The organism is Microbispora catharanthi (genome assembly GCF_006334915.2).
Taxonomy (GTDB): Bacteria; Actinomycetota; Actinomycetes; order Streptosporangiales; family Streptosporangiaceae; genus Microbispora; species Microbispora catharanthi.
In genome coordinates this window covers 163,842-187,411 of sequence record NZ_VDMA02000013.1, presented here as the reverse complement: position 1 = coordinate 187,411, position 23,570 = coordinate 163,842, and the positions used below count along the sequence as shown (strand labels likewise).

21 protein-coding genes and 3 tRNA genes are annotated in these 23,570 nt (G+C 71.3%); 9 read left to right on the top strand and 15 right to left on the bottom strand.

Annotated features, from left to right (window positions below):
- Positions 1-10 precede the first annotated feature (10 nt).
- On the bottom strand, positions 11-1,375 hold the full coding sequence (locus FH610_RS24210) for a vWA domain-containing protein (RefSeq protein WP_139577065.1): 1,365 nt from the start codon (positions 1,373-1,375) through the stop codon (positions 11-13).
- Complete coding sequence (locus tag FH610_RS24205; RefSeq protein ID WP_139577064.1) at positions 1,372-2,220, bottom strand: AAA family ATPase; 849 nt, start codon at positions 2,218-2,220, stop codon at positions 1,372-1,374. The genes FH610_RS24210 and FH610_RS24205 overlap by 4 nt, the downstream gene beginning before the upstream one ends.
- A gap of 103 nt (positions 2,221-2,323) precedes the next feature.
- Here FH610_RS24205 and FH610_RS24200 point away from each other — a divergent pair.
- A tRNA-Lys gene (locus tag FH610_RS24200) sits at positions 2,324-2,397 on the top strand.
- A gap of 233 nt (positions 2,398-2,630) precedes the next feature.
- A complete protein-coding gene (locus FH610_RS24195) occupies positions 2,631-3,863 on the top strand; it encodes an alpha/beta hydrolase family protein (protein ID WP_338104577.1) in 1,233 nt (410 codons plus the stop codon).
- Between the two features lie 16 nt (positions 3,864-3,879).
- Here the strand turns inward: FH610_RS24195 and FH610_RS24190 are convergent, their stop codons facing one another.
- The gene (locus FH610_RS24190; protein WP_139577062.1) at positions 3,880-4,809 is read right to left on the bottom strand and encodes a helix-turn-helix transcriptional regulator; all 930 of its coding nucleotides are present in this window, start codon (positions 4,807-4,809) and stop codon (positions 3,880-3,882) included.
- A gap of 101 nt (positions 4,810-4,910) precedes the next feature.
- Between FH610_RS24190 and FH610_RS24185 the strand changes: the two genes are divergently transcribed.
- Positions 4,911-5,831 carry an oxidoreductase gene (locus tag FH610_RS24185; RefSeq protein WP_139577061.1) on the top strand — a complete coding sequence of 307 codons (921 nt, stop codon included), beginning with the start codon at positions 4,911-4,913 and terminating at the stop codon, positions 5,829-5,831.
- Here the strand turns inward: FH610_RS24185 and FH610_RS24180 are convergent.
- From FH610_RS24180 to FH610_RS24170, 3 genes are all read right to left on the bottom strand, one after another.
- Entirely contained in the window at positions 5,818-7,092 is a 1,275-nt protein-coding gene (locus FH610_RS24180) for an endonuclease Q family protein (protein ID WP_139577060.1), read from the bottom strand. The genes FH610_RS24185 and FH610_RS24180 overlap by 14 nt on opposite strands.
- Before the next feature lie 176 nt (positions 7,093-7,268).
- Entirely contained in the window at positions 7,269-9,182 is a 1,914-nt protein-coding gene (locus FH610_RS24175; protein WP_240809160.1) for a Xaa-Pro dipeptidyl-peptidase, read from the bottom strand.
- 216 nt (positions 9,183-9,398) lie between these two features.
- Positions 9,399-10,979 carry a hypothetical protein gene (locus tag FH610_RS24170; RefSeq protein WP_139577059.1) on the bottom strand — a complete coding sequence of 527 codons (1,581 nt, stop codon included), beginning with the start codon at positions 10,977-10,979 and terminating at the stop codon, positions 9,399-9,401.
- Between the two features lie 63 nt (positions 10,980-11,042).
- On the opposite strand from FH610_RS24170, the gene FH610_RS24165 reads away from it, so the two are divergent.
- Positions 11,043-11,759 (top strand): TetR/AcrR family transcriptional regulator, encoded by a 717-nt coding sequence (locus tag FH610_RS24165; RefSeq protein ID WP_139577058.1) that lies wholly within the window; start codon positions 11,043-11,045, stop codon positions 11,757-11,759.
- Between the two features lie 6 nt (positions 11,760-11,765).
- On the opposite strand, the gene FH610_RS24160 is transcribed toward FH610_RS24165, so the two are convergent.
- From FH610_RS24160 to FH610_RS24140, 5 genes are all read right to left on the bottom strand, one after another.
- Positions 11,766-13,373 (bottom strand): SMI1/KNR4 family protein, encoded by a 1,608-nt coding sequence (locus FH610_RS24160; RefSeq protein WP_139577057.1) that lies wholly within the window; start codon positions 13,371-13,373, stop codon positions 11,766-11,768.
- Positions 13,374-13,396: 23 nt separating this feature from the next.
- Entirely contained in the window at positions 13,397-14,857 is a 1,461-nt protein-coding gene (locus tag FH610_RS24155) for a hypothetical protein (protein WP_139577056.1), read from the bottom strand.
- A gap of 26 nt (positions 14,858-14,883) precedes the next feature.
- Positions 14,884-14,950: transfer RNA gene (locus tag FH610_RS24150), tRNA-Pro, on the bottom strand.
- An 18-nt stretch (positions 14,951-14,968) separates the two neighbouring features.
- Positions 14,969-15,041 (bottom strand) — tRNA-Lys (locus FH610_RS24145).
- A 42-nt stretch (positions 15,042-15,083) separates the two neighbouring features.
- Positions 15,084-16,496, bottom strand: coding sequence for a hypothetical protein (locus FH610_RS24140; protein WP_205826006.1), 1,413 nt, complete (start codon positions 16,494-16,496; stop codon positions 15,084-15,086).
- Positions 16,497-16,599: 103 nt separating this feature from the next.
- Between FH610_RS24140 and FH610_RS24135 the strand changes: the two genes are divergently transcribed.
- Positions 16,600-17,100: a GNAT family N-acetyltransferase gene (locus FH610_RS24135; protein ID WP_139577054.1), complete on the top strand. Its 501-nt coding sequence runs from the start codon at positions 16,600-16,602 to the stop codon at positions 17,098-17,100.
- A 44-nt stretch (positions 17,101-17,144) separates the two neighbouring features.
- Here FH610_RS24135 and FH610_RS24130 read toward each other — a convergent pair whose 3' ends face one another.
- Positions 17,145-17,480: a YciI family protein gene (locus FH610_RS24130; protein ID WP_139577048.1), complete on the bottom strand. Its 336-nt coding sequence runs from the start codon at positions 17,478-17,480 to the stop codon at positions 17,145-17,147.
- 9 nt (positions 17,481-17,489) lie between these two features.
- Positions 17,490-17,933 carry a VOC family protein gene (locus FH610_RS24125; protein ID WP_139577043.1) on the bottom strand — a complete coding sequence of 148 codons (444 nt, stop codon included), beginning with the start codon at positions 17,931-17,933 and terminating at the stop codon, positions 17,490-17,492.
- A gap of 88 nt (positions 17,934-18,021) precedes the next feature.
- Here FH610_RS24125 and FH610_RS24120 point away from each other — a divergent pair, with 88 nt between their 5' ends.
- From FH610_RS24120 to FH610_RS24110, 3 genes are all read left to right on the top strand, one after another.
- Positions 18,022-18,348, top strand: a complete 327-nt coding sequence (locus FH610_RS24120; protein WP_139577037.1) for a winged helix-turn-helix transcriptional regulator — start codon at positions 18,022-18,024, stop codon at positions 18,346-18,348.
- Positions 18,349-19,147: 799 nt separating this feature from the next.
- Positions 19,148-19,555 carry a hypothetical protein gene (locus tag FH610_RS24115; RefSeq protein ID WP_139577031.1) on the top strand — a complete coding sequence of 136 codons (408 nt, stop codon included), beginning with the start codon at positions 19,148-19,150 and terminating at the stop codon, positions 19,553-19,555.
- 64 nt (positions 19,556-19,619) lie between these two features.
- Entirely contained in the window at positions 19,620-20,576 is a 957-nt protein-coding gene (locus FH610_RS24110; RefSeq protein WP_139577026.1) for a DUF2332 domain-containing protein, read from the top strand.
- Between the two features lie 6 nt (positions 20,577-20,582).
- On the opposite strand, the gene FH610_RS24105 is transcribed toward FH610_RS24110, so the two are convergent.
- Both FH610_RS24105 and FH610_RS24100 read right to left on the bottom strand, forming a co-directional pair.
- Positions 20,583-21,779 carry a cytochrome P450 gene (locus tag FH610_RS24105; RefSeq protein ID WP_139577021.1) on the bottom strand — a complete coding sequence of 399 codons (1,197 nt, stop codon included), beginning with the start codon at positions 21,777-21,779 and terminating at the stop codon, positions 20,583-20,585.
- A gap of 97 nt (positions 21,780-21,876) precedes the next feature.
- Positions 21,877-22,596 (bottom strand): SDR family oxidoreductase, encoded by a 720-nt coding sequence (locus tag FH610_RS24100; RefSeq protein ID WP_139577016.1) that lies wholly within the window; start codon positions 22,594-22,596, stop codon positions 21,877-21,879.
- Between the two features lie 121 nt (positions 22,597-22,717).
- Here FH610_RS24100 and FH610_RS24095 point away from each other — a divergent pair, with 121 nt between their 5' ends.
- Positions 22,718-23,569, top strand: coding sequence for a LysR family transcriptional regulator (locus FH610_RS24095; protein WP_139577011.1), 852 nt, complete (start codon positions 22,718-22,720; stop codon positions 23,567-23,569).
- The last annotated feature ends 1 nt before the right edge of the window (position 23,570 follow it).

Genomic DNA, 23,570 nt, shown 5'->3' with positions numbered 1-23,570 from the left:
GGGTCTCGATTCAGGCCAGTGTCTCGACGAACGCGGCGAGCTGGGCGACGTTGCGGCACTCGTGCATGGGAACGACCGAGCCGTACGACGTGGCGAGGGAGTCCCCGGTGTCCCACTGGGCCCGGGGCTCGGGGTTGAGCCAGTAGGCGTGCCTGGCCTGCCCGGCCAGCCGCTTCAGCGTGCCCAGCGCCGGGGCCTGGTAGTTGGACCTGGCGTCGCCCAGGATCAGCAGCGACGTCCGGGGGCCCACGGCGTCCGGGAAGCGTTCGGCGAAGCGCTCGAAGACGTGGCCGTAGTCGGTGCGGCCGAACCTGACGATGTCGGCCTCCTCCGTCAGGCGGGCGATGGCGTCCAGCACGTCCGCACCCGGGGCGAACAGGTCCGTGATCTCGTCCACCGTGTCCACGAACGCGAACGCCCGCACCTTGGTGAACTGCTCCCGGAGCGCGAACGTCAGCAACAGCGTGAAGTGCGAGAACGTGGAGACCGAGTCGCTGGCGTCGCACAACACGACCAGCTCGGGCCGGTGGGGGCGGGGCGGGCGCATGTGGGTGGTGAGCGGCACCCCGCCCGTGGACAGCGAGGCACGCACGGTGCGCCGGAAGTCGAGCCGCCCGCGCCGCCCCCGCTTCTGCCTGATCGACAGCCGGGTGGCCAGGCGGCGGGCGAGGGGGTAGACCTCCCGGCGCAGCCGGGCCAGCTCCTCCTTGGTCGCGCGCAGGAAGTCGACCTGGTCGATCGGTGGCCGGACCGCCGACCTGGCGATCTTCTCGATGCCCGACTCCTCGGCGATCCTTCGGCGTACGTCGGAGGCGACCGCCTCCGTGAACGCCTCGACGGTCCGCGAGATGTGCCGCCTGGCGACCTTCTCCGGCAGGCCGCCGCGCTCGTCGAGCATGGCGTTCAGCATCCGGGCCACCAGCGTCTCGGGCGACAGCGCGCGCAGCACCGGGAAGGAGAACCACGACTGCCTGCCGGGCGCGGCCTGGACCTGCCCGAACCGCCCCACCATCGTCCGGGCGAACTCACGGAACGCGGGATCGGCCGGATCGCCCATCAGCAGCTCCGCCAACCGCTCGCGCAGCTCGGGCAGCTCGGGCAGCTCGGCGTCCTCGGCGACGGCGGTGCCTTCGGTGCCGCTGATCACCGGCGGGAACCACAGGTCGAAGAGCAGGTCGAACCCCGGCCGGTGCGCGGGCCGCTTCACCAGCGTCGCGGCGTACGCCTCGCGCAGCGTCTCCCGCTCGGCCAGGTCGATGACCATGAGCGCGTGGGCGGCGTCCAGCCCCTCGGCCGGGGAAACCGGCAGCCCGGCCTCCCGCAGGGCGTGGACGAACCCCACGTGCCGGTCCACGAGGGACGCCGGAGTCGTCATGACCGGGACGGCAGGCCGAGCTCCTTGGCGGCCCGCACCTGGTCGGAGTTGTGCTTGAGCACCACGCCCAGCGTCTCGCCGATCAGCGCCTCGTCCAGCTCCGTACGGCCCAGCGCGAGCAGGGTGTGCGCCCAGTCGACGGTCTCCGCGATCGACGGCGACTTCTTCAGCTCCAGCGCCCGGAGCGTGGCCACCGTACGGGCGAGCTGGTCGGCGATGCTCGCGGGCAGCCCGGGCACCTGAGCGAGCAGGATGTCGCGCTCCCGCTCCGGCGTGGGGTAGTCGAGGTGGAGATAGAGGCAGCGTCGCTTGAGTGCCTCCGACAGCTCGCGGGTCGCGTTCGAGGTCAGCACGACGTAGGGCCGGCGCGCGGCGGTGATCGTGCCCAGCTCGGGGATCGTGATCTGGTAGTCGGACAGGATCTCCAGCAGCAGCCCCTCGACCTCGACGTCGGCCTTGTCGGTCTCGTCGATGAGCAGCACGGTGGGCTCCTCGCTCCTGATGGCCTTCAGGAGGGGGCGCTCCAGCAGGAACTCCTCGGAGAAGATGTCGTCCCAGGCGCCGTCGTCGGCCTGGATGCGCAGCAGCTGCTTCTTGTAGTTCCACTCGTACAGCGCCCGCGCCTCGTCCAGGCCCTCGTAGCACTGCAGACGGATGAGCCGCGCGCCGGTGGCCTCCGCCACGGCCTTGGCGAGCTGGGTCTTGCCCACGCCCGCCGGTCCCTCGGCCAGCAGCGGCTTGCCCAGCGCCCCGGCCAGGAACACCGATGTCGCGATGCCGTCGTCGGCAAGGTAGTCGACGGCCGCCAGCCGCCCCCGGACCTCGTCACGCGAGGCGAACCACATGTGCGCTCCCAACCGCCGATACCGAATGTTGTTCTACTCTAGCCTGATTTCGACTGATCTGATTTGGACTGCTCTGGGGTGTGCGATAGCCTCTAAGGGCTTTGCGCCGCTAGCTCAGTTGGTTAGAGCAGCTGACTCTTAATCAGCGGGTCCGGGGTTCGAGTCCCTGGCGGCGCACCCTGTCGAAAGCCCAGGTCGGTATATCCGACCTGGGCTTTCGTTATTCACTGATTGTCTCGGCGGCGCAGGTTCGGCCTCGGCCGAAAGTGCTAGTCAAACGGCGCGGACCGCACCTTCGGCCGATACCGCGCCAGGCCCGGGCCCCGCAGGATCAAGCCATGCCATACGAAGATCCGCATGCTGCGCCGAGAGCCGAGGCCCCCACCAGGCATGACAAGGTTCGTCCGGCTCTGCCCGGCCGTCGTCAGAGCCGTGGAAAGCCGACGCTCCGGACTCCGATCCTGCGGGCCGGCCTGGCCGCGGTCGCAGGACTGCTCACCCTGACGGTTCCCGCCTCCCGGACGCCGGCGTCCGCCTCTTCCGGACACGCCTCCGCCGGCTCTTCGGTCACTTCGAGCAGCACGCCGTATCTGCCCGAGCCGACCGGTCCCCATCCGGTCGGCACAACGTCCCTGCGTCTGAACGACACCTCGCGCCCTGACCCCTGGGTCCCCGAGGCCACGTCGAGGGAGCTCATGATCTCCCTCTGGTATCCGGCGAGGTCCCGGAACGGACGGCGTGCGCCCTACGTGACGCCCAAGGAGTCGGAGCTAATCCTGAAGGGCAAAGGGGTGACGGGCGTGCCGCTCGACGTGCTGAGCAGAACGCGGACCCACGCGTTCAGCGGCGCCGAACCGGCGGGACGTGGACACACTCTGCCCCTTGTCGTGCTCTCTCCCGGCTTCACCGACCCTCGAAGCTCGCTCACCGCCCTGGCCGAGGAACTGGCGAGCAGGGGCTACGTGGTGGCCGGCATCGACCACACGTACGAGACCTTCGCCACCACATTCCCCGACGGGCGGCTGGCCACCTGCGCCGCGTGCGAACTCGAAGGCGTCGACGACTTCGGTGAGAAAGCGGTGGAGAACCGGGCGGTCGACGTCTCCTTCGTGATCGATCAGCTGACCGGTCCGCACGCCAAGTGGAAGGGCGCTTCGCTGATCGACGCGTCCAGGATCGCGATGGCGGGCACGTCGCTTGGTGGCGCGAGTGCCGCCGAGACGATGCTGAAGGACCCCCGGGTGCGCGCCGGAATCAACATGGACGGCCTCATGTTCGCCCCGATCCCCGCGAGCGGGGTGGCGCGCCCGTTCCTGTTCCTGGGCCAGCCGTTGCACAGCCCGGGCGGCACGGACGCCACATGGGACCGCGACTGGGAACACCTGACCGGATGGAAGCGCTGGCTCGTGGTGGCCGGAGCGGTACACCCGTCGTTCAGCGACTACGACCTGCTGGCCCAGCAGATCGGCGTCGACCTCGGCAGTGAGCTCGCCGGAACCCGCTCCGTGGACATCACCCGCAGATACGTCCGGGCTTTCTTCGACCTGCACCTGGGCGGCAGGCCACAGCCCCTGCTGGACAGGCCCTCGGTGCGCTACCCCGAGGTCGGGTTCTGCTCGCCGGAAACGAAGACCTGCACATAGGGAGGCGGACTGTCGATCAGCGGGTCCGGGGTTCGAGTCCCTCGCGGCGCACCACGTCAGGAAGCCAAGGCCGTTCGGCCTGGACCTGCTGCGCTACCCGGGTGGCGTGCAGGGACGCGAGCAGCCGGATTCGTTCGTCGTCGGCGGTGCCGGGCTCGGCCGTGTAGACGAGCAGGACCGGTCCGGGATTGCCGGGCAGGGGATAGACGTCCCAGTCGAGGATGATCTCGCCCACCTGGGGGTGCCGGAACAGCTTCGTCCCGTGGACCGTCTCACGCACCTCGTGCCGGGCCCAGAGCCGGCGGAAGTCCGCGCTGCGGATGCTCAGCTCGCCGATGATCGCCGTGGCGCGAGGGTGGGTGGGGTCGGTCGCGACGGCGGCCCGCAGCATGCCGATGTACTGCAGGGCGGTGGTCTCCCAGTCGGGGCAGCGCGCACGGGCCCCGGGATCCTCGAACAGCACAATGAGCATGTTCCGCCGCCCCGGCGGCAGGGGGGCCGGATCGCCGAGCAGCGCCTCGGCGAGCGTGTTCCACGCGAGCACGTCGAGGTGCCGGCCGAGCACGACCGCGGGAGTGCTCATGACGTGCAGCAGGCGCCGGGTGCTGTCCGGCACGCGTTCCGGAGCCCGGCGCGTGCGGACGGCCGCCGGCCGCCGTGCCGCCCGGGCGAGGGTGAACAGGTGCCGGCGTTCCTCGTCGCCGAGGTCCAGTGCGGAGGCGATGGCGTCGAGCACCTCGTCGGAGGGCCGCACCTCACGGCCCTGCTCCATGCGCTGGTAGTAATCGGTGCTCAGCCCGGCCAGCAGCGCGACCTCCTCGCGCCGCAGGCCGGCCACCTTGCGCCGGGGCCCCGGCTCAAGGCCGACGTCCTGCGGACGCAACCGGCCGCGCCGGGCACGCAGGAAGTCACCGAGTTCACGGGCGTACGGGTGATAGACGGCCATGACGACAGTCTGCCGGTGCGGTCCAGGCCGAAGGTAGGTCTGGCGTTCCCAGGCAGACGCGTACGACCGAATTCCGGCGACCGCGACCTAGCGTCGTCGCCATGAGCGAATGGAACGCCAGCCACATCCCCGACCAGCACGGCCGGATCGCCGTCGTCACCGGCGCGAACTCGGGACTCGGCCTGGTCACCGCGACCGAACTCGCCCGGCACGGCGCGCACGTCGTGATGGCCGTACGCAACACCGTCGCCGCGGAGCGGGAGGCCGAGGCGATCCGGCGCTCCGCGCCACGGGCCGAGATCGAGGTGCGTGAGCTCGACCTGGCCTCGCTCGCGTCGGTGCACGCGTTCGCGAAGGATCTGACCGCCGACTTCCCGGCGATCGATCTGCTGGTCAACAACGCGGGCGTGGTCCTCCTCGGCGCCGCCCGCACGACGGCCGACGGATTCGAGCTGCAGTTCGGCACCAACATGCTGGGCCACTTCGCCCTCACCGGCCTGCTGCTCGACACCCTCGGCCGGGCGGACGCCGCACGGGTGGTCAGCCTCAGCTCGATCACCCACAAGAACGCCCATCTCGACTTCGACGACCTGATGTCGCGGCGCGACTTCAACGCCAGCCGGGCGTACGGCCGCTCCAAGCTCGCCACCACCGTCTTCGGCCTCGAACTCGACCGCCGCCTGCGCGCCGCGGGCTCACCGGTCGTCAGCGTCGTCGCCCACCCCGGCCTGTCGAGGAGCAATCTCACCCCCCGAGCCTGGGAGCACCGCGGCCGGATCGGGCGGATCTTCGCCCGAGGCGGGCTGCTGGTGACGCAGCCGGCCGAGCGGGGGGCGCTGCCCCAGCTCTTCGCCGCGACCGCGCCCGATGTGCGTGGCGGTCAGTTCTTCGGACCGTCCGGCTTCCTGGAGATGCGCGGCCGGGTCGTGGAGGTCCGCCCCAGCGCGGAGGCGGCCGACCCCGACGTCGGGCGGCGCCTGTGGACCGCCGCCGAGGCGCTGACCGGCATCACCTACCTCTGACCCGGCCCGGTTGGGAAGCCGCCGGGTCGAGGGCGCGGATCTGGCCGAACTCGCCGTCGTAGCCGGGGTCCTTCGTCACTTCGCCGTTCCGCAGGCGGCCGATCGCCTCGGCGAGCCGCGGCGAGTGGGCGGCGATGTCGTCGAGGGGGAGGTCGCCGAGTATCGCGAGCTCGGGTCCGAGCGCGGTCACGAGCCTGTCGGTCTCGGCGCTCACCTTCTTGCTCTTCGGGCCCACCCCCAGGGTCTCGGCCACGAGATCCGGGAGCGGGACGAGGTTGCGGAATCCCGCCGCGCCGCGCGGACTCCTGCCCGCCGGGCGGTCCGCGAGGTCCTCGACCCTGCTCAGCACGCCGACCGTGAGCTTCCTGCCGCACACCGGGCAGAGGCCGCCGAGCTTGCGCGTCTCCTCGGGGTCGAGCCGCACGCCGCACTTGCGGTGGCCGTCGACGTGGTACTTGCCCGCCTCGGGGAAGAACTCGGTCGTGCCGCACACGCCGGCGCCGGTGCGCAGGGCCCGCTCGATCGCGAAGTAGTCCAGGTCGGTCTCGAAGACGGTGGTCTCGCGGCCCACGATGGGCGGCGAGTGGGCGTCCGAGTAGCTGACCAGCCGATATCCGTCGAGGCCGGAGACCTGCCACATCATGGCGGGGTCGGCGGACAGCCCGGTCTCCAGCGCGAAGACGTGCTCGGTGAGGTCACCGAAGCACTCCTCGATGCTGTCGAATCCCGATTTCGAGCCGAGCACGCCGAACCACGGCGTCCAGACGTGCGCCGGCACCAGGTAGGCGCCCTCGCCGCAGGCCAGGACGGTCTCCAGCAGGTCGCGGGAGCTCATGCGTACGGTGGGCCGGCCGTCCACGCCGAGGTCGGCGACCTTGGCGAGGCCGCGGTCGAACTCCTCGGCCTGGTCGAATCCCGGCAGGTAGACGAGGTGGTGGATCTTCCGGGAGCGGCCGCCCTGGGAGTAGACGGTGGAGATCTCCACCGACAGCATGTACCGCACGGGGGCGTCGGCCACGCTGCCCGGCAGCGTCGCCGCGACCTCGCGGTCGAGGTCGTCGCGCAGCCGGAACAGTCCCGGCTCGGCCGGCACGAGAGCCGTACGCAGCCGGTCCAGCCAGGCCGGGTGGGTGAAATCGCCCGTGCCCATGAGCGTGACGCCCTTGCGCCGGGCCCACCAGGTCAGCTGCTCCAGGTCGCTGTTCTTGCTGCACGCGTAGGCGTACCTGGAGTGCATGTGCAGGTCGGCGTGGAAACGCACGGTGACCTCTCCCGTCGGCTTGACCCTGGATCTACCAGGTTGCCGACCAGAACAGGTCCAAACGCCCGCCGCGCGGCGACCGGCGCCTACGGTTCGGCGATGCGGTCCAGCCGCGCCAGCACGGACGCGGCGCCGGGACGGGAATCCCGGCGCCGCGTCACCGGACGGTCAGGGGATCAGTAGAGCCTGATCTCCGGCACCGGCAGCCGCACCTGCTTCGGGCCGCGCCAGTCCTTGTGGCCCTTCGGCAGGTTGATCAGCGCGCCGACCAGGTCCAGCGGAAGCGAGACGCTGCTCTTCCTGAGATCGACGGTGACGTTCGCGCCGGTGGCCTGCTCACGGCTGTAGGTGGAGTCGGTCCCGGCGATCACCAGGCCGATCCTGTGGCCCTTCTTGAACGTGTACTCCTGCGGCAGGGTCTGCCACGTCACCTGTGCGTACGTCCCGGGGGCCAGCGGCGACGGCTCGGTGAGGGAGCCGCGGTTCTGCGCGTCGATCCAGCCGCGGGCCACGACCTCCAGGGGCCTGGTGGCCAGATTGGTGGCGACCTTCTTGTAGCAGGCGTCGTCGGAGGCGGTGCTGTCGCCGTGGCAGTCCTCCTCGGCGAGGGTGGTGATGCCCTGCCCGAGACGCCAGTCGACCCGGGTGTCCTCGCCGAAGTCGACCAGGAGCGCGGTCAGGTTCGAGGTCGGCTTGTCGAGCGAGATCCGCAGGTCCACCTCGGGTGTGCCGGACATGCGCAGGTTCATCGGCAGCTCGCCGGTGGTGAAGGCCACCCTGCCCGGCGCCGCCGTGCCGACGTCGGCGACCATCGCGTCCTCGGACTGGCGGGTGTCGGTGAAGGCGGCCGTCTCACCCTTCCTGGCGGGGAGCAGCCCGAGCGAACCGTCGGCGGCCGGGCGGAGAGGGACCTTACGGGCGAGCGGCGCGGGCCAGTCGCGCTGCGTGATCCACTCGGCCGGGCCGACCTGCACGTCGGCGCGCGGCTCCCGCATGATCCCGTTGTCCACGCCCAGCAGCCAGCGGTCGAACCAGCGGTGCAGCGTGTCGACCCACAGGTCGCGGCGCCCCTCGAAGTCGAAGGGGTCCACGTGCTGATACCGACCGATCCAGATCTTGCGCGGCACGTTCCGGTCGGCGAGAGCCTGCCACCACACCGAGAAGTTGTCGGGCTTGACGTTCAGGTCGTTGACCGTGTGCACGACGAAGACGCTGGCGTGCACCTTCGACGCGTCCCCGAGCGACCCGGCGACGTAGTCGCGCTCGGCCCAGAAGCCGTTGTAGTTCCCCGTGGCGTCGTCGGCGTCGACGTCCAGCTGAGCCCGCTTCGCCGCGCACTTGGCGGCCGGGTCGGTGTCGATCACCCGGGACAGGTACGACATGTAGTTGTAGTTGTAGATGACACCGTTGGAGCGCTGGTACTTGTACCAGGAGCTGATGGCGGAGATCGGGACGATCGTCTCCAGGCCCTGCACCCCGGTCGCCGCGACCGCGTTGGCCAGCGTGCCGTCGTACGACTTGCCGATCATGCCGGCCTTGCCGGTGCTCCAGTCGGCCACCGCGGGGGAGCCGTCGTCGTGGTAGGCGGGGGCGCGGCCGTTCAGCCAGTCGACGACCGCCTTTCCGCCCAGCACGTCCGCCTTGCCGCCCACGTCCGGGCAGCCGTCGGACTTCGTGGTGCCGACCATGTCGACGTTGAGGACGGCGTACCCGCGCGGCACGAAGTAGTTGTCGTAGAACAGCGGGAACTTGGCGGGCTCGCCCGCCGCGTCGTACACCTTGCGCTCGGACTCGTTGCCGCGCCCGGAGTTGTCGTAGTAGGGGCTCTCGTCGAGGATCGTCGGCACCTTGAGCCCGGGCCCCGACTCCCTGGGCCTGATGATGTCGACCCTGACCCGGTCGAGGCGGCCGTCGGAGTCGCTGTCGACGCTCGACTCGACGTAGACGTGCTCGCGAACGGCGTCGGCGTAGGAGAAGACCGGCTGGGTGCGTCCCTGGTCGACGGTGATGGCCGGGCCGGTGGCCGCGTGGGCAGGAACCGCGCCGATCGCGGTCACGGCGACCGCGGCCATGGCTGCTCGTAACAGCACGGAGAGCCTCCAGAGGGGGGTGAGGAATTCCCCGCAAATCTCCATGCGTGCCTGTATGCCGACAAGATCCCTTTATGTGATCGACATCACCTTGGTCCTGCTGTGTGACAGAGGTGGCTCCCGAGGGTCGGAAAACGCCGTGAACCCTTGACTGCTCCCCGGCGAGCTTCAGCGCGGAGGCGGCCCGGCGCTCGCCCCGATCACAAGATGATCCGATCAGGTCCCGGGGCTGACGACGGGGCTGACGAACACCGGCGTGCCGGAAACGGCCACGCGCAGCCGCCGGTCGCGGACCTCGACGGCGAGCGGCTCGCCGAACGCGTCCACGGCCGTCGCGCTGGAGGCGGGCCAGGGCCAGGAGACGGGGACGGGCGGCTGGTCCTCCCCGTCGGCCGTGTCGTCGGCCGTGTCGCGCCGGTCCCACAGCACGAGTAGCGGCCCCCGTCCGGCACGCTCGACCTCGAACGCGTACAGGCCGGGCGGGTCGGCGGGCTGGACACGGGTCACCCGGCGGGCCCCCGCGAGCTGCGCGGTGAGCAGGGCGAAGGTGTCCGCCGCCGGATGCCGGACGGCGAGTTCGCCGTCCCGGTAGCCCAGCATGGCGAGCTTGCCGAACATCAGATGCATGATCTGCAGCGGGTCGGCCGGTCCGGGGACCTCGGGCGCGAGGTTCCAGTAGAGAGTGCGGCGGACCCCGGCGGCGAGCGCCTGCAGGGTGCACGCGACGAGCTGACGGCAGTTGATCCGGTGTCGTCTGGCCTCGAGCTCGGGCGGGCACCCCTCCATGAACATCCGCAGCCGGGGCGGCAGTTGCGGCATCCGCGCGTACAACGCGGCCATGGCCCGTCGCTCGGGGGTGTCCTGCCGCGCCCTGGCGGCCAGTTCAATCGTGCTCTGCACGGCCGGTTGAACCGTGCTCTGCACGGCCGGTTGAACCGTGCTCTGCACGGCCGGTTGAACCGTGCTCTGCGCGGCCGGCTGATCCGTGCTCTGCGCCTGCGCGTCTCCGGTGAAGGCCTCGGCGAACACCTCGTACATGACGGCCTGGGCGTCGGGGAACTCGAACGGCACGGGCGCGCCGTACTCGCCCACCACCACCGGCCTGAGACAGCCGTGCGCCCGCATCAGCTCCCGCACGGCCTCGATGTGGGCGGGGACCGCGGCGGTGTCGCCATACAGGTGCACGTCGAACAGGTCGAAGGCGTCGCGGCCGCCGGACAGCACCTGCGCGAAGAAGCGCCACGGCTCGCTTCCCGCCTCGCTGCCGAGCACGTCGTAGCCGCACCCGCCGAGCACCACGGCGGCCGCGGGGTCGGCCTCCTTGACCGCGGCGTACATGACCCTCAGCTGCGCGACGTACTCGTCGGCGGTCCCCGCCCACAGCAGATCGGTGTTGCTCGGCTCGTTGTCGCACTGCCAGTAGTGCACCCGCCCGGCGCAGCGGCGCACCACCCGGCGTACGAACTCGGCGTAGGCGTTCAGGTCGTGCGCGGGGGAGGGCGGCAGGAAGTCGGTCGGTGTCCGGGTGGCCCACGGGGAGCTGGAGCACAGCGTGATCCACACCTCCTCGTCGCCGTCGAGCTGGCCGAGCAACGCGTCGACCACGTCCCAGCGGTAGCGGCCCGGCTCGGGCTCGACCTGGCTCCAGTACACGTACGCCCGTACGATCCCGGCCCCCAATGATCGGGTCTGGGGGACGAACGTGCCGGGCGGGCCGAACAGGCCGTAGCTGACGCCCCTCACGATGCCCAGCCGGATCCCCGGCGGTTCGTACGCGTCGATCGCCGCCTGCGTCATCAGTACCTCCGACTTTGGAAAGTTTATGTCGTATACGCATAGCTTATAGCGTAAACTTGTGCCGTGGGCGAGGGAGAGACGAACGCGTTCCCGCTGATCTGGACCCAGCGGCAGCAGCCGCGCCGGCGCGGGCTGGACCGGGAGCAGATCACGGCGGCGGCGATCCGCGTGGCCGACGAGGCCGGACTCGACGGCCTGACGATGAAGGCGGTCGCCGCCCGCCTCGGGCCGTACTCGCCGATGGCGCTCTATCGGCACGTGCACAGCAAGGAGGGCCTGTTCGACCTCATGCTCGACGCGGCCACGGCCGAGATCCCGCTCCCCGGAGAGCCCGGTGACGACTGGCGCCGCGATCTGCGCACGCTCGCCCTGGAAACCCGGCGGATGACATCGCGGCACCCCTGGTTCGCCGTGCTGGTCCACGCCCGCCCTCCGGCCGGCCCGCACATGATGCGGCGACTGGAGTTCATGCTCACCGTCCTCGTACGGCGGGGGGCGACCGTCGGTGACGCCATGACCTATGCGGTGCTGATCGATCGGCACGTTCTCGGCAGCGCCCTGCAGGAGAGCGAGGAGGCTCGCCTGGAGCGGCGCCACGGCCTGGACGACGACGCCCGGTTGTACGCCGCCATCGCGACGCTCCGCGAACTGGCCGCCGCCGACGGCGGCCTGCCCCACCTCACGGAATGGCTCACCCATCCGGCCGGTCCCACGCCGGAGGAACGCTTCGTGATCGGGCTCGACTTCGTCCTCGACGGGATCGCCGCCCGGCTGGCGTGATCGCGGCTACCGCCGGGTGGTGCTCTCCCACTCCAGCTCGCCCTTGACGACCTTCGGCCGCCAGCCGCGGATCGGCCTGCCGGTCTCCAGCGACCTCGTGGTCGCCTTCAGCAGCGCCAGGTAGGACGGCCACACCACGTCGCCCTCCAGCGTGAGCCCCTCCTCGTTGAAGAACTCGCCGGTCCTGCCCGTACGGGTGTCGACGAAGAGGTTTCCGCCGTCGATGGCGTAAGCGAAGGGGATGAGGTGGCCGCTCCACCAGTAGCCGAGCGAGTCGCCGCCGATGTCGCACAGCATCTTCCACTCGGAGTGGATGTGCTTGGCGGACATCAGCTCGTAGAAGGGCGCGGGGCCGAACCCCAGCGAGCCGGCGCCATCGTGCCGCAGCAGCGAGGCGCGCAGGTCGTCGGGGAAGCGCAGCCCCATCGCCGCCTCCGACCTGGCGATGTCCAGGGGGCGGGCCGGTGGCCGGAGCCGCTTGAACGTGACGGGGGCCTTTCGCGCCAGCCACCGCTCGACGCGCCGCCACACCGCGTTCACCTCGGCGATGGCACGCGGCCCCGGCATACGCACCCGCGGCGTACGGCGGGGCGGCAGGCACCCGCCGGCCCGCAGCTCCCCGGCCGTCGGCTTCTCCGGGGTCGGCTCCACGGTGGGCGTGGGGCTGGGGGACGGCCGGGGGCCGCCGGCGCAGCCCGGCCGCACGGGGGCCGGGTCCTCGGCCCAGCGCAGCTCGCAGCCCGCCGTGACGACCGGATACCAGTCGCGCAGCGCCACACCCCGCTCCAGCGCGCCGGCCAGCGCCTCCAGCATCGCGACATGCGACGGCCAGCCCATCGGGCCGTCGTACTCCAGTCTCTCCTCCGACGCGGCCTCGCCCACACGCCCCGTACGCGGCTCGACGAACAGCTCCCGGCCGCGGCCGTCGCTCCCGATGGCCAGGAAGCTGCCGTGCCACCGCCCGTCCTCGGGGTCGGCCGCGTCCAGGTCACCCTCCATCACCAGGTCCTGGCAGTTGCCCCAGTTGAAGGAGTCGATTTCGAACAGACCGAGCAGGCCGTACGACGGGGGGAGCTGGAACCCTTCTCCCAGGTTGCCGTCGGCGCCGTCATGGCGCAGGTAGGAGGCGTACAGGTCGTCGGGCAGGCGGCGGCCGTGATTGGCCTCCCACCCGGCGAGGGCCTGCGGGCCGGCGCCGAACTCGAGCTTCCGCAGCGTGGCCGAGGCGTGCGCGCCCAGCCAGCGTTCGATCCGGTCCCACGCCTGGTTCACCCGGGCGGCGATCGCCGGATCGGGCGTACGCAGGACGTACGTGGGCTCGTCGCCCACGAAGACCGGTTCCTGCGGCTCCTCGCTTCCCGTCGCGGTCCCGTCGTCTTCCCACCGGATCGGCGGGCAGCCGATGGCCTTCGCCTCCTCGGCGGTGAGCGCGTTGGCCTTGATCCTCGCTTCGAACTCGGGATCGTCGCAGGACAGCGACACGGTGTCGCCCATGGACATGGAGGAGCACGTCACCGTCTCCTCCATGAGGTCCGGCTCGCCCGCGAGCCCTGCCATCAGGAGCGCGGCCACGAGCGCCGGTCGTACGACACGCGCCCACGGGGGTCCGATCATCCGCGTACCGTATCGATCTTGCACTATGGACCGCAGGCCGTTCGCAGGTGCCAGGTGAGGACGCGCGCGGTCCGCTCGCCCAGCGCGTCGTACGTCTGCTTGACCAGTGCCGCCAGCTCGCGGCAAAGCGGCTCAGGGGGTCCCGCGTACGCGGTGGCCGCCTGGCGGGCGAGCCAGTCGTCCACACCGGCCCGAGCCCGCTCGCGGAGCGACTCGTCCGGCCCGGACAGAAGAATCAGGTCGGCCTTGAGCCGGTTCCACCTGTCCGTCCCGGCGAGCAGCCGGCGGGCCGCCCGTCGTACGTGCGGGGGACGCCCGCCGTCGAGCAACGGCCACAGCCGATCCTCGGGCGGGGGCGCGTCGCGCAGCGCCTCGGCGACGTGGCGTACGACGACCGGCGCGGGATCGACGAGCATCGCGGCCAGGTCGGCCCGCGCTCCCAGGCGAGACACGGCACGTACGGCCTCCGCCCGCACACGGGGGCTCTCGTCGGCCAGGTGCGGCAGGACGATCGAGGCGTCGGCGGGAGTGCCGCACTCACCGAGCCCGGCGACCAGGTGCCGTAGCCCGTGACCCGGCCGCTCATCGAGCAGGCGGCGGTAGAACTCCGCCGGGTCGCCGCCCGCCCGCCGGACCGCCCACTGCGCGGTCAGCCGCACTACGGGGGAGCCGTCGCCGAGCATCCGCTCCCCGTGCTCCGGGGTGCCGAGCCGCACCAGTGCGGTCATCGCCGTGGCACGCACCCGGGCCGCCCGGTTCGCCAGTAGTCCCCGCAGCAGGTCGGGACGGTCCAGCCCGGCGACCGCCTCCGCGCACAGCGTCCGGCAGGCCATGTCTTCCTCGTGCTGCGCAGCGTGGACCAGGTCCGCCTCGCCGAGGCGACCGCCGTCGAGGCAGGCCCGGTAAGCGAACCGGCGGGTGGGGATGTCGGCGCTGCTGCGCAGGGCCGTGAGGACCTCGTCGCTCGCCCGCGTGATCGCGTCACGCACCATTCGGACGACCGCTTCGCCGCGACGCCGTCTCCCGAGCCGTACGGCGACCGGTGCCACGGTCTCCATAACGGTCGCGGTGGGCGTCGCGAGCACCTGGTCCAGGACGTCCGCCGCCGCCGACCGCACCTCGGTCACCCAGTCGGCGGCCCGGATCACCAGGATCGGCAGCAGCCGCGGGTCGCGGCGCATGGCGGGATGCCGGACGGCGCGCTCCCGCTCGTGGCCGTCGTAGGCGCAGGCCGCCGCCAGCACGGCGAGCGGGGTGTCCGGCACGGGTGTCGTCACGTCCATGAGGGCGGAGTACCAGCCACGACGCCGCGCCGGGTCGAGTTCGGGCCACAGCCGGGGCGGGGCCGCCGCCAAGGCGTCGAGAGCGCGTTCGGCGTGCTCGCGATGGGCCGCCGCCCGAAACAGGGCCGTCCACAGGTCCCACAGCACGTACTGATGGCCCGGCGCGGCCCTGGCGACGAGCGTCTCGAAGGTTTCGACCACGTCACCATGATCCACGCCATGGAGGTCCCCGCCGGCCGGGCTCGAACCGGCGCCGGGCCCGAGCCGGGCGCTCTACCACTGAGCTACGACGAGACCGCTCCATCGTGTGGGCACCGCCGGCCGGGCTCGAACCGGCGCCCACCCGGATGAAGAGCCGGGCGTTCTACCGCTGAACTACGGCGGGCCGGGTTCCAGTCTGCTCGACCGTTCCCGGCCGCGCCACGGATTAATCCGTCTCCACGGCGGAGGGCAGGTCACCGATCACGACGCGGCTCTGAAGCCCGTGCAGGGCCTCCGGAGCCAGGTCGGGTCTGAGGGGCCCGCCGCTGAACACCCCGGCGCGGCGCAGCAGGGCCGCCCACACCGGATCGGCGACGGCGACCCCGTGCACCAGCTCGGGGGTGGGCCGGAACGCCGCGACACGGCGCTTGGGCGCGGGCGCGGTCCAGCCCGACTTCTCCGGGTCGAGCCCCGCCGTACGGCAGGCCGCCTCGACATCGGCACGGGTGCAGGACGCCGTGCCGTCCAGCACCTCCCAAGGCGGCGGCAGCGCGGCCCACACCTGGGTGCCGGGATCGACGTCGCCGCCGGTCGAGCGGTGCCAGGCCGCCAGGTCCGCGGCCATCAGCCGCATCGCCTTGCCGGGGCAGGACGCGTCCAGCAACTCCAGAGCGTTCAGGGAGGCGAGGCACGCGAGCCACCCGGCGCGGGCCGCGTTGTAAGCGCCCGCCAGAGAGTTCCACGTGCTGGAGTCGTCGCCGGGCCGGACGACCATCGTCGCCCGGTCAGTGGTCGCCCGCCACCGCAGGCCCAGGAGCCGGGCACTGTGCCGCATCACCGCGGACCACTGACCGAGCAGCCGTCCCCGCTCCCCGTCGGTGAGACGGTCCAGCACGTCGGGTGTGGACCGGACCTGCGCGATCACCCACCAGTCCGCATCGTCTCCGCACCGGCGGAGCAGGACCTCCGCGATCTCGTCGAAAGGATTGTCCCGCCCGGAGAGGCTGAACTCGCGGCGCAGCTTGCGGCGCGCGGTGTAGTACGCGACGAAGCAGGCGGCGTCCGGGTCCGCGACGAACCTCTCCAGAGGAATGTGCGCGCCGAAGCCGGTGACACCGATCAGCAGCAGCCGCCGCTTGTCCCGCTCTACCTCGAGTGTGCCCGCCTTCGCGGCGATGCGGCGCAGCATGCGGAACCGGCGGTTGTACTGCCGCTTCGACAGGTCCATCCCGGCGGCCTCCCGGGCCTCGCGGTTGAGCCGGTCGGCCAGGAAATCGGTCCGGCCGGGCGTCCATGCGATGGAGCGCCCGACCGTGCTCGCGTACGCCAGCAGGGACTCGGGGTCGTCGGGGTCCGCCTCCGCCGGACCGCCGAACAGCCGGGCCGCCGTCGCCACCTGACGCGCTCCGCCGACGGGACGCGCGTAGTCGCTCGACATCGAGGTGAACCACGCGGAGCCGCGCGAGGAGTGCCGCGCGGCACGGCCCAGCACGAGGCGCTCGCGGCCCGACAGCCGTCCGTCCAGTGCCTGGAGGACCAGTTCGGCGACGTCCTCCGGCCGGTAGCGGCGGTCCAGCGAGCCGTGCAGCTCGACAAGCGCCTCCCGGCGGGCGCGCTCGGAACCCTTGCGGTGCTTCATGCCCGCCATGATGTCCGCCGTGCCCGCCAGGAATCGATCGGTTATCCGGCCACCCGCGAAAAGCCGTTGGGCGTACGGGCCGGGACGGGGGAGACTTCGGCGTATGGAGACCATCTCGGCGGTGCGGCTCACGCTGTGGCCGCTGACCGTGCAGGACGCGGACGAGATGGCGGAGGTGCTGGCGGGGGAGGAGCTGTACGCCTTCATCGGCGGAGCCGCGCCCACCCTGCCGGAACTACGCGCCCGGTACGCCGCGCTCGAAGCCCGCTGCTCTCCGGACGGGCGGCAGGAGTGGCTCAACTGGATCATCCGCCGCCACACGGACGGGCGGGCGGTCGGCTACGTCCAGGCGACCGTGGAGGACGAGGGGCGGCGGGCCGAGGTCGCGTGGGTCGTGGGGACCGCGTGGCAGGGCCGCGGGTACGCCTCGGAGGCCGCGACGGCCCTGGCCGGTTGGCTGCGTGCGCGCGGTGTCGCCCGCATCGAGGCCCACATCCATCCCGATCACCAGGCGTCCATGACGGTGGCCGGCCGGATCGGCCTGCTGCCCACCGATCATTTTGAGGACGGCGAGCGCCTGTGGGCCTGGGACCGACCGGCCTGAGACCCGTGATGGCGGGATGAGATGACAAACGCGACCCCTGATGATCATTGGAGGGCGTCTCCGGGGAAGCCGTGGCACGGGTGCACCTCGCAGCGCATCATCCCGGCTCGAACGCAGGGGTCCCCGGCCATGATCTCCGCGGCCTCTTCGGCCGGCACGGTCATGATCGCGACGCCGGCCACGGTGTCGGAGCCGACCGGGCACAGGATCGCGATCACTCCCTCGGCGCGCAGCGATACCATGCGTCGCTGGTGTTCGAGTTCGATTGCGTCCGCGCCGTCCATGGTCCGCTCCGGCCCCCACTGAAGGAGCGCCAGGCTGTAGGGCTTCGCGGTCGCGGCCAGAGCCCGAATCTGTTCGTCGGTCACGGTCGTGCTCATGATGTCTCCTTACTTCTCGATGCGCTCGGCCAACGAGACGATGATTCCTTCGGGCCCGCGGACGTAGGCCATCCGCCACACGCCTTCGTATTCGCCGATGCCTCCCACCAGGCCGTAGCCGTCGGCTGCGGCGTGGTCGACTGCGGCGTGGAGGTCGTGCACCTCGAAGGCGACGTTGCGGAGGCCCAGCTCGTTGGCCGGCGCGGCAGGCGAACCCGGGAGGTGGTCCGGCCGCGTGAAGCTCGAGAGCTCCAGCGTCGTACCTCCGCCGGGCGCTCGCAGCATGACGATCTCGGTGCGGGCGCCGGTCATGCCGATCACCGTGTCCAGGAACTCGCCTTCGACGGCCATCTTCCGATCGGCCTCCATACCGAGGCTGACGAAGAACGCCGTCACGGCATCGAGGTCGGCGACGGTGATGCCGACGTGGTCGAAGCGCCTAATGAATGTCATCGGATCCCTTTCGAGGTTTCTTTAAGAGACTCTGAGAAAGGTAGCATCCGAGGTTCCGTAAGGGAACCCCATTTGCTGGATTGCTCCCATGCCGCGAACGCGGTTCGGGGAGATGGCGTGTTCCATCGCGCGTACCTCGGACGTGATCGGCGAGCTCTGGTCGCCGCTGATCCTGCGCGACGTGTGGGCCGGGGTGTGCCGCTTCGACCACATCCAGGCCGACCTGGGGATCTCCCGCAAGGTGCTCACCGAGCGGCTCGACCACCTGGTCGAACAGGGTGTGCTCGAGCGGCCGCCCTGCGACGCCCGCCCCTGCTACGAGTACCACCTCACCGCCAAGGGCGCCGATCTCGTCGAGATGCTCATGGTGATGGCCCGGACGCCGTCACCAGCCTCCCGCCGGGGCCCCGCCTGATCGGCTGGACCGACATCGCCGCCGCCACCGACCGCTACAGCCGCCATCCCGACGATGGACTCCGGCGACTCGGTCTCACGACAATCGCCAAGGGAATCACTAGCGGCGGCGGTTATTGAGGCCCTATATATACGCTCAACTAGAGCGATATCCTGGACGCTCGCCGAGCATTCGGCGGCGACGTCATGAAACGCCGACAGGACAGGCTCTGAATCCATGATTATGTCCGCCCGCAAGAAAACGACCTTCGCCCTCCTCGTGGGATTTACCGCTTTGGCTGCAACGGCCTGCGGTGGGCCTGGATGGCAGGACATACCGTCAGCGATGCTGTCTGAAGGCGGGCGGGCATTAACCGTGGATTTGACCTTCAAAAGGCCGGAGAGTGATAAGGAGCAATGCCAGCGAATCGTCGAAAGGGAAATAGAGGAGTCGGCGTCGCAGGTAATCATCGGCGTTCGGGTGCAAGATGACTGTCCGCGCCCATCCAAGTCAACCATCGCTATAGGTTACGTGCGGCGCGTCAAACTTCATTTGAAGCAGCCGCTTGATGGGCGGACTGTTCTGGAGAACGTGCGTCATCAGCGTGTTCGGCTTTACCGATCACCCGATGGGTCGTAACCGCTGCTTGTTGTAGATGCCCTCCGGTCGGTAAGCCGCAACTACGCCATCAAGGCACCTCAGGAAGGCCTGGTAGCTCGCACAGGATTACGGGCCTTCCGTCACATTCCGTGATCTTCCTGTCCTGCTGCCGTCCCCCAGATGGCGCTCGCTGCCAGTAAGGCTCGTCATGCCCTCGATCATGCGCAAGAAGCCCGGTATCGTGGCTCTGTCTGCTGCCTTGCTGTTATTCGCGGCGCTCGCCATGACGGCGAATGTCCGCAAAGCACACTGGCAGACGATCGCCTGGGTAACGCCGTCCCCCGATGGGCAGACGCTGACCGCGACGTTCATCGTCTACAAGTCCGAGGATGACGACGGCCGCTTCTGCTGGGAAGTGACGGACACGGAAGTGCGGGAGTCGCCCTCTCAAGTGACAATCGGCGTCCAGTTGAGAAATCCGTGCGCGCCCCTCGTGTCCTGGGGGACGATGAACCTGCCAGACAATGGACGCCGCTTCGATGTGCGGCTACATCTTCGTGCACCCTTGAACGGGCGGACCGTCATCGAGAGAGAAAGCGGGCAGAAGATCGAGGTCGCCCAGCGGTAGCTGCCGGTGCCGGCTGGGTTCGGGCTGATTTGATGGGGTCCTCGGCGTTCCACGGGGAGGCGGCATGGAGACGGCGGAGTGGTACCGGTACTTCGCGGAGCGGGAGGTCAGAGGGCACAGCCTCGCCTACGAGGCACTCGCTCTCGGGATCGCCGCCGACCCGGGGCTGCTCGAACTGATCGACGGCCTGCCGGAGCCGAAGCGGCAGCCGAACCTGCTGCTGGCCGCCGTGCGCTTCCTCGGCGGGCCGTACGACGAGTTCGGCCGCTTCCGGGAGTGGACCGTGAGCCACTGGGCCGAGGTGCGGGAGACGATGCTCGCCCGGCGGACCCAGACCAACGAGGCGGGCCGGTGCGCGAGCCTGCTGCCGGTGCTGGCGACGCTGCCGCAGCCGCTGGCCCTGGTGGAGGTGGGCGCCTCGGCGGGGCTGTGCCTCTACCCGGACCGCTACCGCTACCGCTACGACGACGGGCCCGAGATCGGGCCGGCCGAAAGCCCGGTCCTGCTCACCTGCCGGACGAACGGGAAGGTGCCGGTGCCGCAGCGCCTCCCCGAGGTCGTGTGGCGGGCCGGGCTGGACCCCGATCCCATCGACGTACGCGACGACGAGGCGGTGCGCTGGCTGGAGTGCCTCGTCTGGCCGGAACAGCGGGACCGGCTCGCGCGGCTGCGCGGGGCCGTGCGGATGGCGAGGCAGGACCCGCCGCGTCTGGTGCGCGGGGACGCCGCGGCGGCTCTGTCCGATCTCGTCGCGGCCGCGCCCGCCGGGGCGACGGTCGTCGTCTTCCACAGCGCGGTCATGCCCTACCTCGACGCCGAGGCGCGGGACCGCTTCGTGGCGCTCGTACGCAACCTGCCGGTGCGGTGGATCTCCAACGAGGGCTCGCCCCGGCTGCCCTCCCTGCTCCCGAAGCTGACGGCCGACCTGCCGGAAAGACGGCTGGCGTTCCTGCCCGCGCTCGACGGGGAGCCGCTCGCGATGGCCGGGCCGCACGGCGAGTGGCTGGACTGGCTCGCCTGAGGAGCATCACCAGGTGAGCCACAGCTCCTCCGGGCCCCTGTGGATGAGCGTGGGGGCCATGACGACCGGCCGGTCCTCGGCGAGCCGCAGCCCGGGCAACCGCCGGGTGAGGATCTCCAGCGTGATCCGCACCTGTTCGCGGGCGAGCTGCGCCCCCGGGCAGGAGTGCACGCCGTGCCCGAAGGCGAGATGGCGCCGGGCGCGCCGGGTGACGTCGAAGTCGCCGGGCCGGTCGTGCCTGGCCTCGTCCCTGTTGGCGGAGCCGTACGCGACCAGCACGGTGGCGCCTTCGGGCAGGTCGGTGCCGGCGAGCGTCACGGGCCGGGTGGTGACGCGGCGGAACGCCTGGACGGGGGCGTCGTGCCGGGCGGCCTCCTCGACCGCGTCGGGGATCAGTTCGGGCCGGGCGCACAGCAGCTCCCACTGCTCCGGTCGCCGCAGTAGATGCAGCACCGCGGTGCAGATCAGAGCCGTCGTGGTCAGGTGGCCGGCGATCAGCAGGTTCTGCAGGTTCGACACCAGCTCCGCCCGCTGCTCCCGCGTCAGCGGCCCGGCGCCCGGCGCGAGCGCCTGGACCATCTCGGTGCACAGGTCGTCGCGGGGGTCCTCCCGGCGGCTCCGTGCGTACTCGTCGAGCAGATGCTGCAGGGCGACGACCTCGCGGGCCGCGGCGATCCGCCCCTCCTCCCCGACCGGGAGGAAGAACAGCTCCTCGGCGCGGTAGCCGGCCTCCACCGCCTGAGGCACGTGCTCGGGGTCGAGGCCCAGCAGGCGCCCGATCACCTCCCCGGGCAGCCTTCTGGCGTACGCGCCGGCCAGCTCGATCCGGCCCACCGGGGCGAAGGCGTCCACGAGCGACTCGGCGCGTTCGCGGATGAACGGCACGACCGAGGCGATCCGGGCGGGTGACAGCCCCCGGACGAGCGGGGCCCGGTAGCGCTGGTGCGCCGCCCCGTCGGAGGTGACCACGACGGGCGCGCCGCCGACGCCCTTGCCGAGCTCGGCGAGCACGGACGGCTCGGGGACGAAGTCGCCGCGCAGCGCGTTGGCCGAGGAGAAGACCTCCGGACCGCGCAGCACCTCGCGCACGTCGGCGTCCCTGGAGACCAGCCAGGCGTTCATCTCGGGGAGGAAGGTCAGCCCGGGGGTCTCGCGGGCCTTCGCGTAGACGGGGTAGGGGTCGCGAAGCAGCGCGTCGGACATGCCGGGCCTCCCGTGATCGGAATCGGGTTACTCCCGCCATACTGATCGGCTCCGGCCGGTACGTGAACGGTTCGCGCGGACCGCTTCTCCAAGGTGCTCACACCAAGATCGCGCCCCCGTCGACCGTGATGACGGTGCCGGTGGCGAACGGCTGGGTCATGGCGAACAGGTAGGCATGGGCGACCTCGTCGGTCTCGCCGACGCGGCCGGTGGGGACGGCGGCGGCGGTCTCCCGGTACATCCGCTCGCGGTCGGCCTCGTCCATCCGGTCCCACAGCGGGGACCGCACCACGCCGGGCGAGATCGCGTTGACCCGGATCGGAGCGAGTTCGACCGCGAGCGCCCTGATGAGGGACTCCACCGCGCCGCAGACCGCGGCCGCGACCGCCCAGCCGGGGCCCGGCCGGTCCTTGGCGATCCCGGTGGTCAACGTCACCGAGCCGCCCGGGCGCAGGTGCGGGGCCGCCGCCTGCACGGCCGCGAGCGCGCCGAAGAAACGCACGGTGAAGAACGACTTCGCCTGCTCGGGGTCGAGCGTCGCGAGCGGGGTCAGATCCAGCGGTTCGCCCGCCGTGTAGACGAGGTGGTGGATCTCGCCGAGGTCCTCGAACAGGGAGCGGATGCGTCCGGTCCGGGAGAGGTCGGCGACCCGGCCCTGGGCGCCGGTCGGCAGTGCCGCCAGCGCGCGGTCGACGCCCGCCGAAGTGCTGGAGGCCACGAGGACCTCGGCCCCCTCCTCTGCCGCGGCGCGTGCCGTGGCCAGTCCGATGCCCGAGGTGCCGCCGAGGACGACGACGCGCTGCCCGTGAAGCTTCATGGTGGTGACCTTTCGCCAAATCGGAGGTGTCTCCACTTTGCGATCGCACGTGGGCGGGCGTCCAAGACCTGTCCGGGCGCCTGTAATACCCTCAGGGCATCAGCCCTGCGAGGAGGCGCCGGTGGACGTGGACCTGCGCAAGCTGCGTTACTTCGTGGCGGTCGCAGAGCGGCTGCACTTCGGGCGGGCGGCCGAGGCGCTGCACATCGCGCAGCCCGTGCTGTCCCGGCAGATCAGGGCGTTGGAGGGCGAGCTCAGGGCCCAGCTGTTCGTCCGCACCAGGCGGGGCACCGAGCTGACGCCCGCCGGCGAGCAACTCCTGGAGGACGCCCGGCCGCTGCTCGCCGCCGCCGAGGCGTTGCGGCGGCGGGTCGGCAGGGCCGCCCGCGGCCCCCGGACCTTCACCGTGGCCTTCATGCCCGGCCTGATCGTCACCCCGGCCGTGCGCGCCCTGTCCGCCCGGCACCCCGAACTCACCGTCGAGGTGCTCCGTACGAGCTGGGACGACCAGATCGACGTCATCCGGGACGGGCGGGCCGACGTCGGCTACGTCCGGCTGCCGGTGGACCGGCGCGGGCTGCGGCTGCGGCCGCTGTTCGCCGAGCCGCGCGTCGTGGTCCTGCCGGCCGGCCATCCGCTGGCGGGCAAGGACGCCGTCGACGTCGCCGACCTGGCGGGCGAGTGCCTGCTGCAGAACCCCGCCGCGGTGCCGGAGTGGCCCGGCGACGCTCCCCGGACGGAACCCGCGGTGCGCACGGTCGAGGAGAAGCTGGAACACGTGGCGGCGGAGCGTGGCGTCGTGATTCTCCCGCTGTCCGCCGCGACCTTCTACACCCGTTCCGACGTGGCGCATGTGCCCGTCCGGGACTTCCCGCCCAACGAGGTCTGCCTCGCGTGGGACGCCGACCGCCGCGGCCGGCTCATCCAGGAGTTCGTCGACCTCGCCGCCGATCTGCAAGGGGAAGGGCCGTGAG

What these genes read in the sequence shown, in the direction of transcription:
- FH610_RS24140 (WP_205826006.1), bottom strand. Translation starts at nt 16,496, where the DNA reads ATGAAGCACCGCAAGGGTTCCGAGCGCGCCCGCCGGGAGGCGCTTGTC.
- FH610_RS24130 (WP_139577048.1), bottom strand. Translation starts at nt 17,480, where the DNA reads ATGAGCACGACCGTGACCGACGAACAGATTCGGGCTCTGGCCGCGACC.
- FH610_RS24205 (WP_139577064.1), bottom strand. Translation starts at nt 2,220, where the DNA reads ATGTGGTTCGCCTCGCGTGACGAGGTCCGGGGGCGGCTGGCGGCCGTC.
- FH610_RS24120 (WP_139577037.1), top strand. Translation starts at nt 18,022, where the DNA reads ATGCCGCGAACGCGGTTCGGGGAGATGGCGTGTTCCATCGCGCGTACC.
- FH610_RS24115 (WP_139577031.1), top strand. Translation starts at nt 19,148, where the DNA reads ATGCGCAAGAAGCCCGGTATCGTGGCTCTGTCTGCTGCCTTGCTGTTA.
- FH610_RS24135 (WP_139577054.1), top strand. Translation starts at nt 16,600, where the DNA reads ATGGAGACCATCTCGGCGGTGCGGCTCACGCTGTGGCCGCTGACCGTG.
- FH610_RS24170 (WP_139577059.1), bottom strand. Translation starts at nt 10,979, where the DNA reads ATGACGCAGGCGGCGATCGACGCGTACGAACCGCCGGGGATCCGGCTG.
- FH610_RS24110 (WP_139577026.1), top strand. Translation starts at nt 19,620, where the DNA reads ATGGAGACGGCGGAGTGGTACCGGTACTTCGCGGAGCGGGAGGTCAGA.
- FH610_RS24210 (WP_139577065.1), bottom strand. Translation starts at nt 1,375, where the DNA reads ATGACGACTCCGGCGTCCCTCGTGGACCGGCACGTGGGGTTCGTCCAC.
- FH610_RS24105 (WP_139577021.1), bottom strand. Translation starts at nt 21,779, where the DNA reads ATGTCCGACGCGCTGCTTCGCGACCCCTACCCCGTCTACGCGAAGGCC.
- FH610_RS24185 (WP_139577061.1), top strand. Translation starts at nt 4,911, where the DNA reads ATGAGCGAATGGAACGCCAGCCACATCCCCGACCAGCACGGCCGGATC.
- FH610_RS24190 (WP_139577062.1), bottom strand. Translation starts at nt 4,809, where the DNA reads ATGGCCGTCTATCACCCGTACGCCCGTGAACTCGGTGACTTCCTGCGT.
- FH610_RS24100 (WP_139577016.1), bottom strand. Translation starts at nt 22,596, where the DNA reads ATGAAGCTTCACGGGCAGCGCGTCGTCGTCCTCGGCGGCACCTCGGGC.
- FH610_RS24160 (WP_139577057.1), bottom strand. Translation starts at nt 13,373, where the DNA reads ATGATCGGACCCCCGTGGGCGCGTGTCGTACGACCGGCGCTCGTGGCC.
- FH610_RS24125 (WP_139577043.1), bottom strand. Translation starts at nt 17,933, where the DNA reads ATGACATTCATTAGGCGCTTCGACCACGTCGGCATCACCGTCGCCGAC.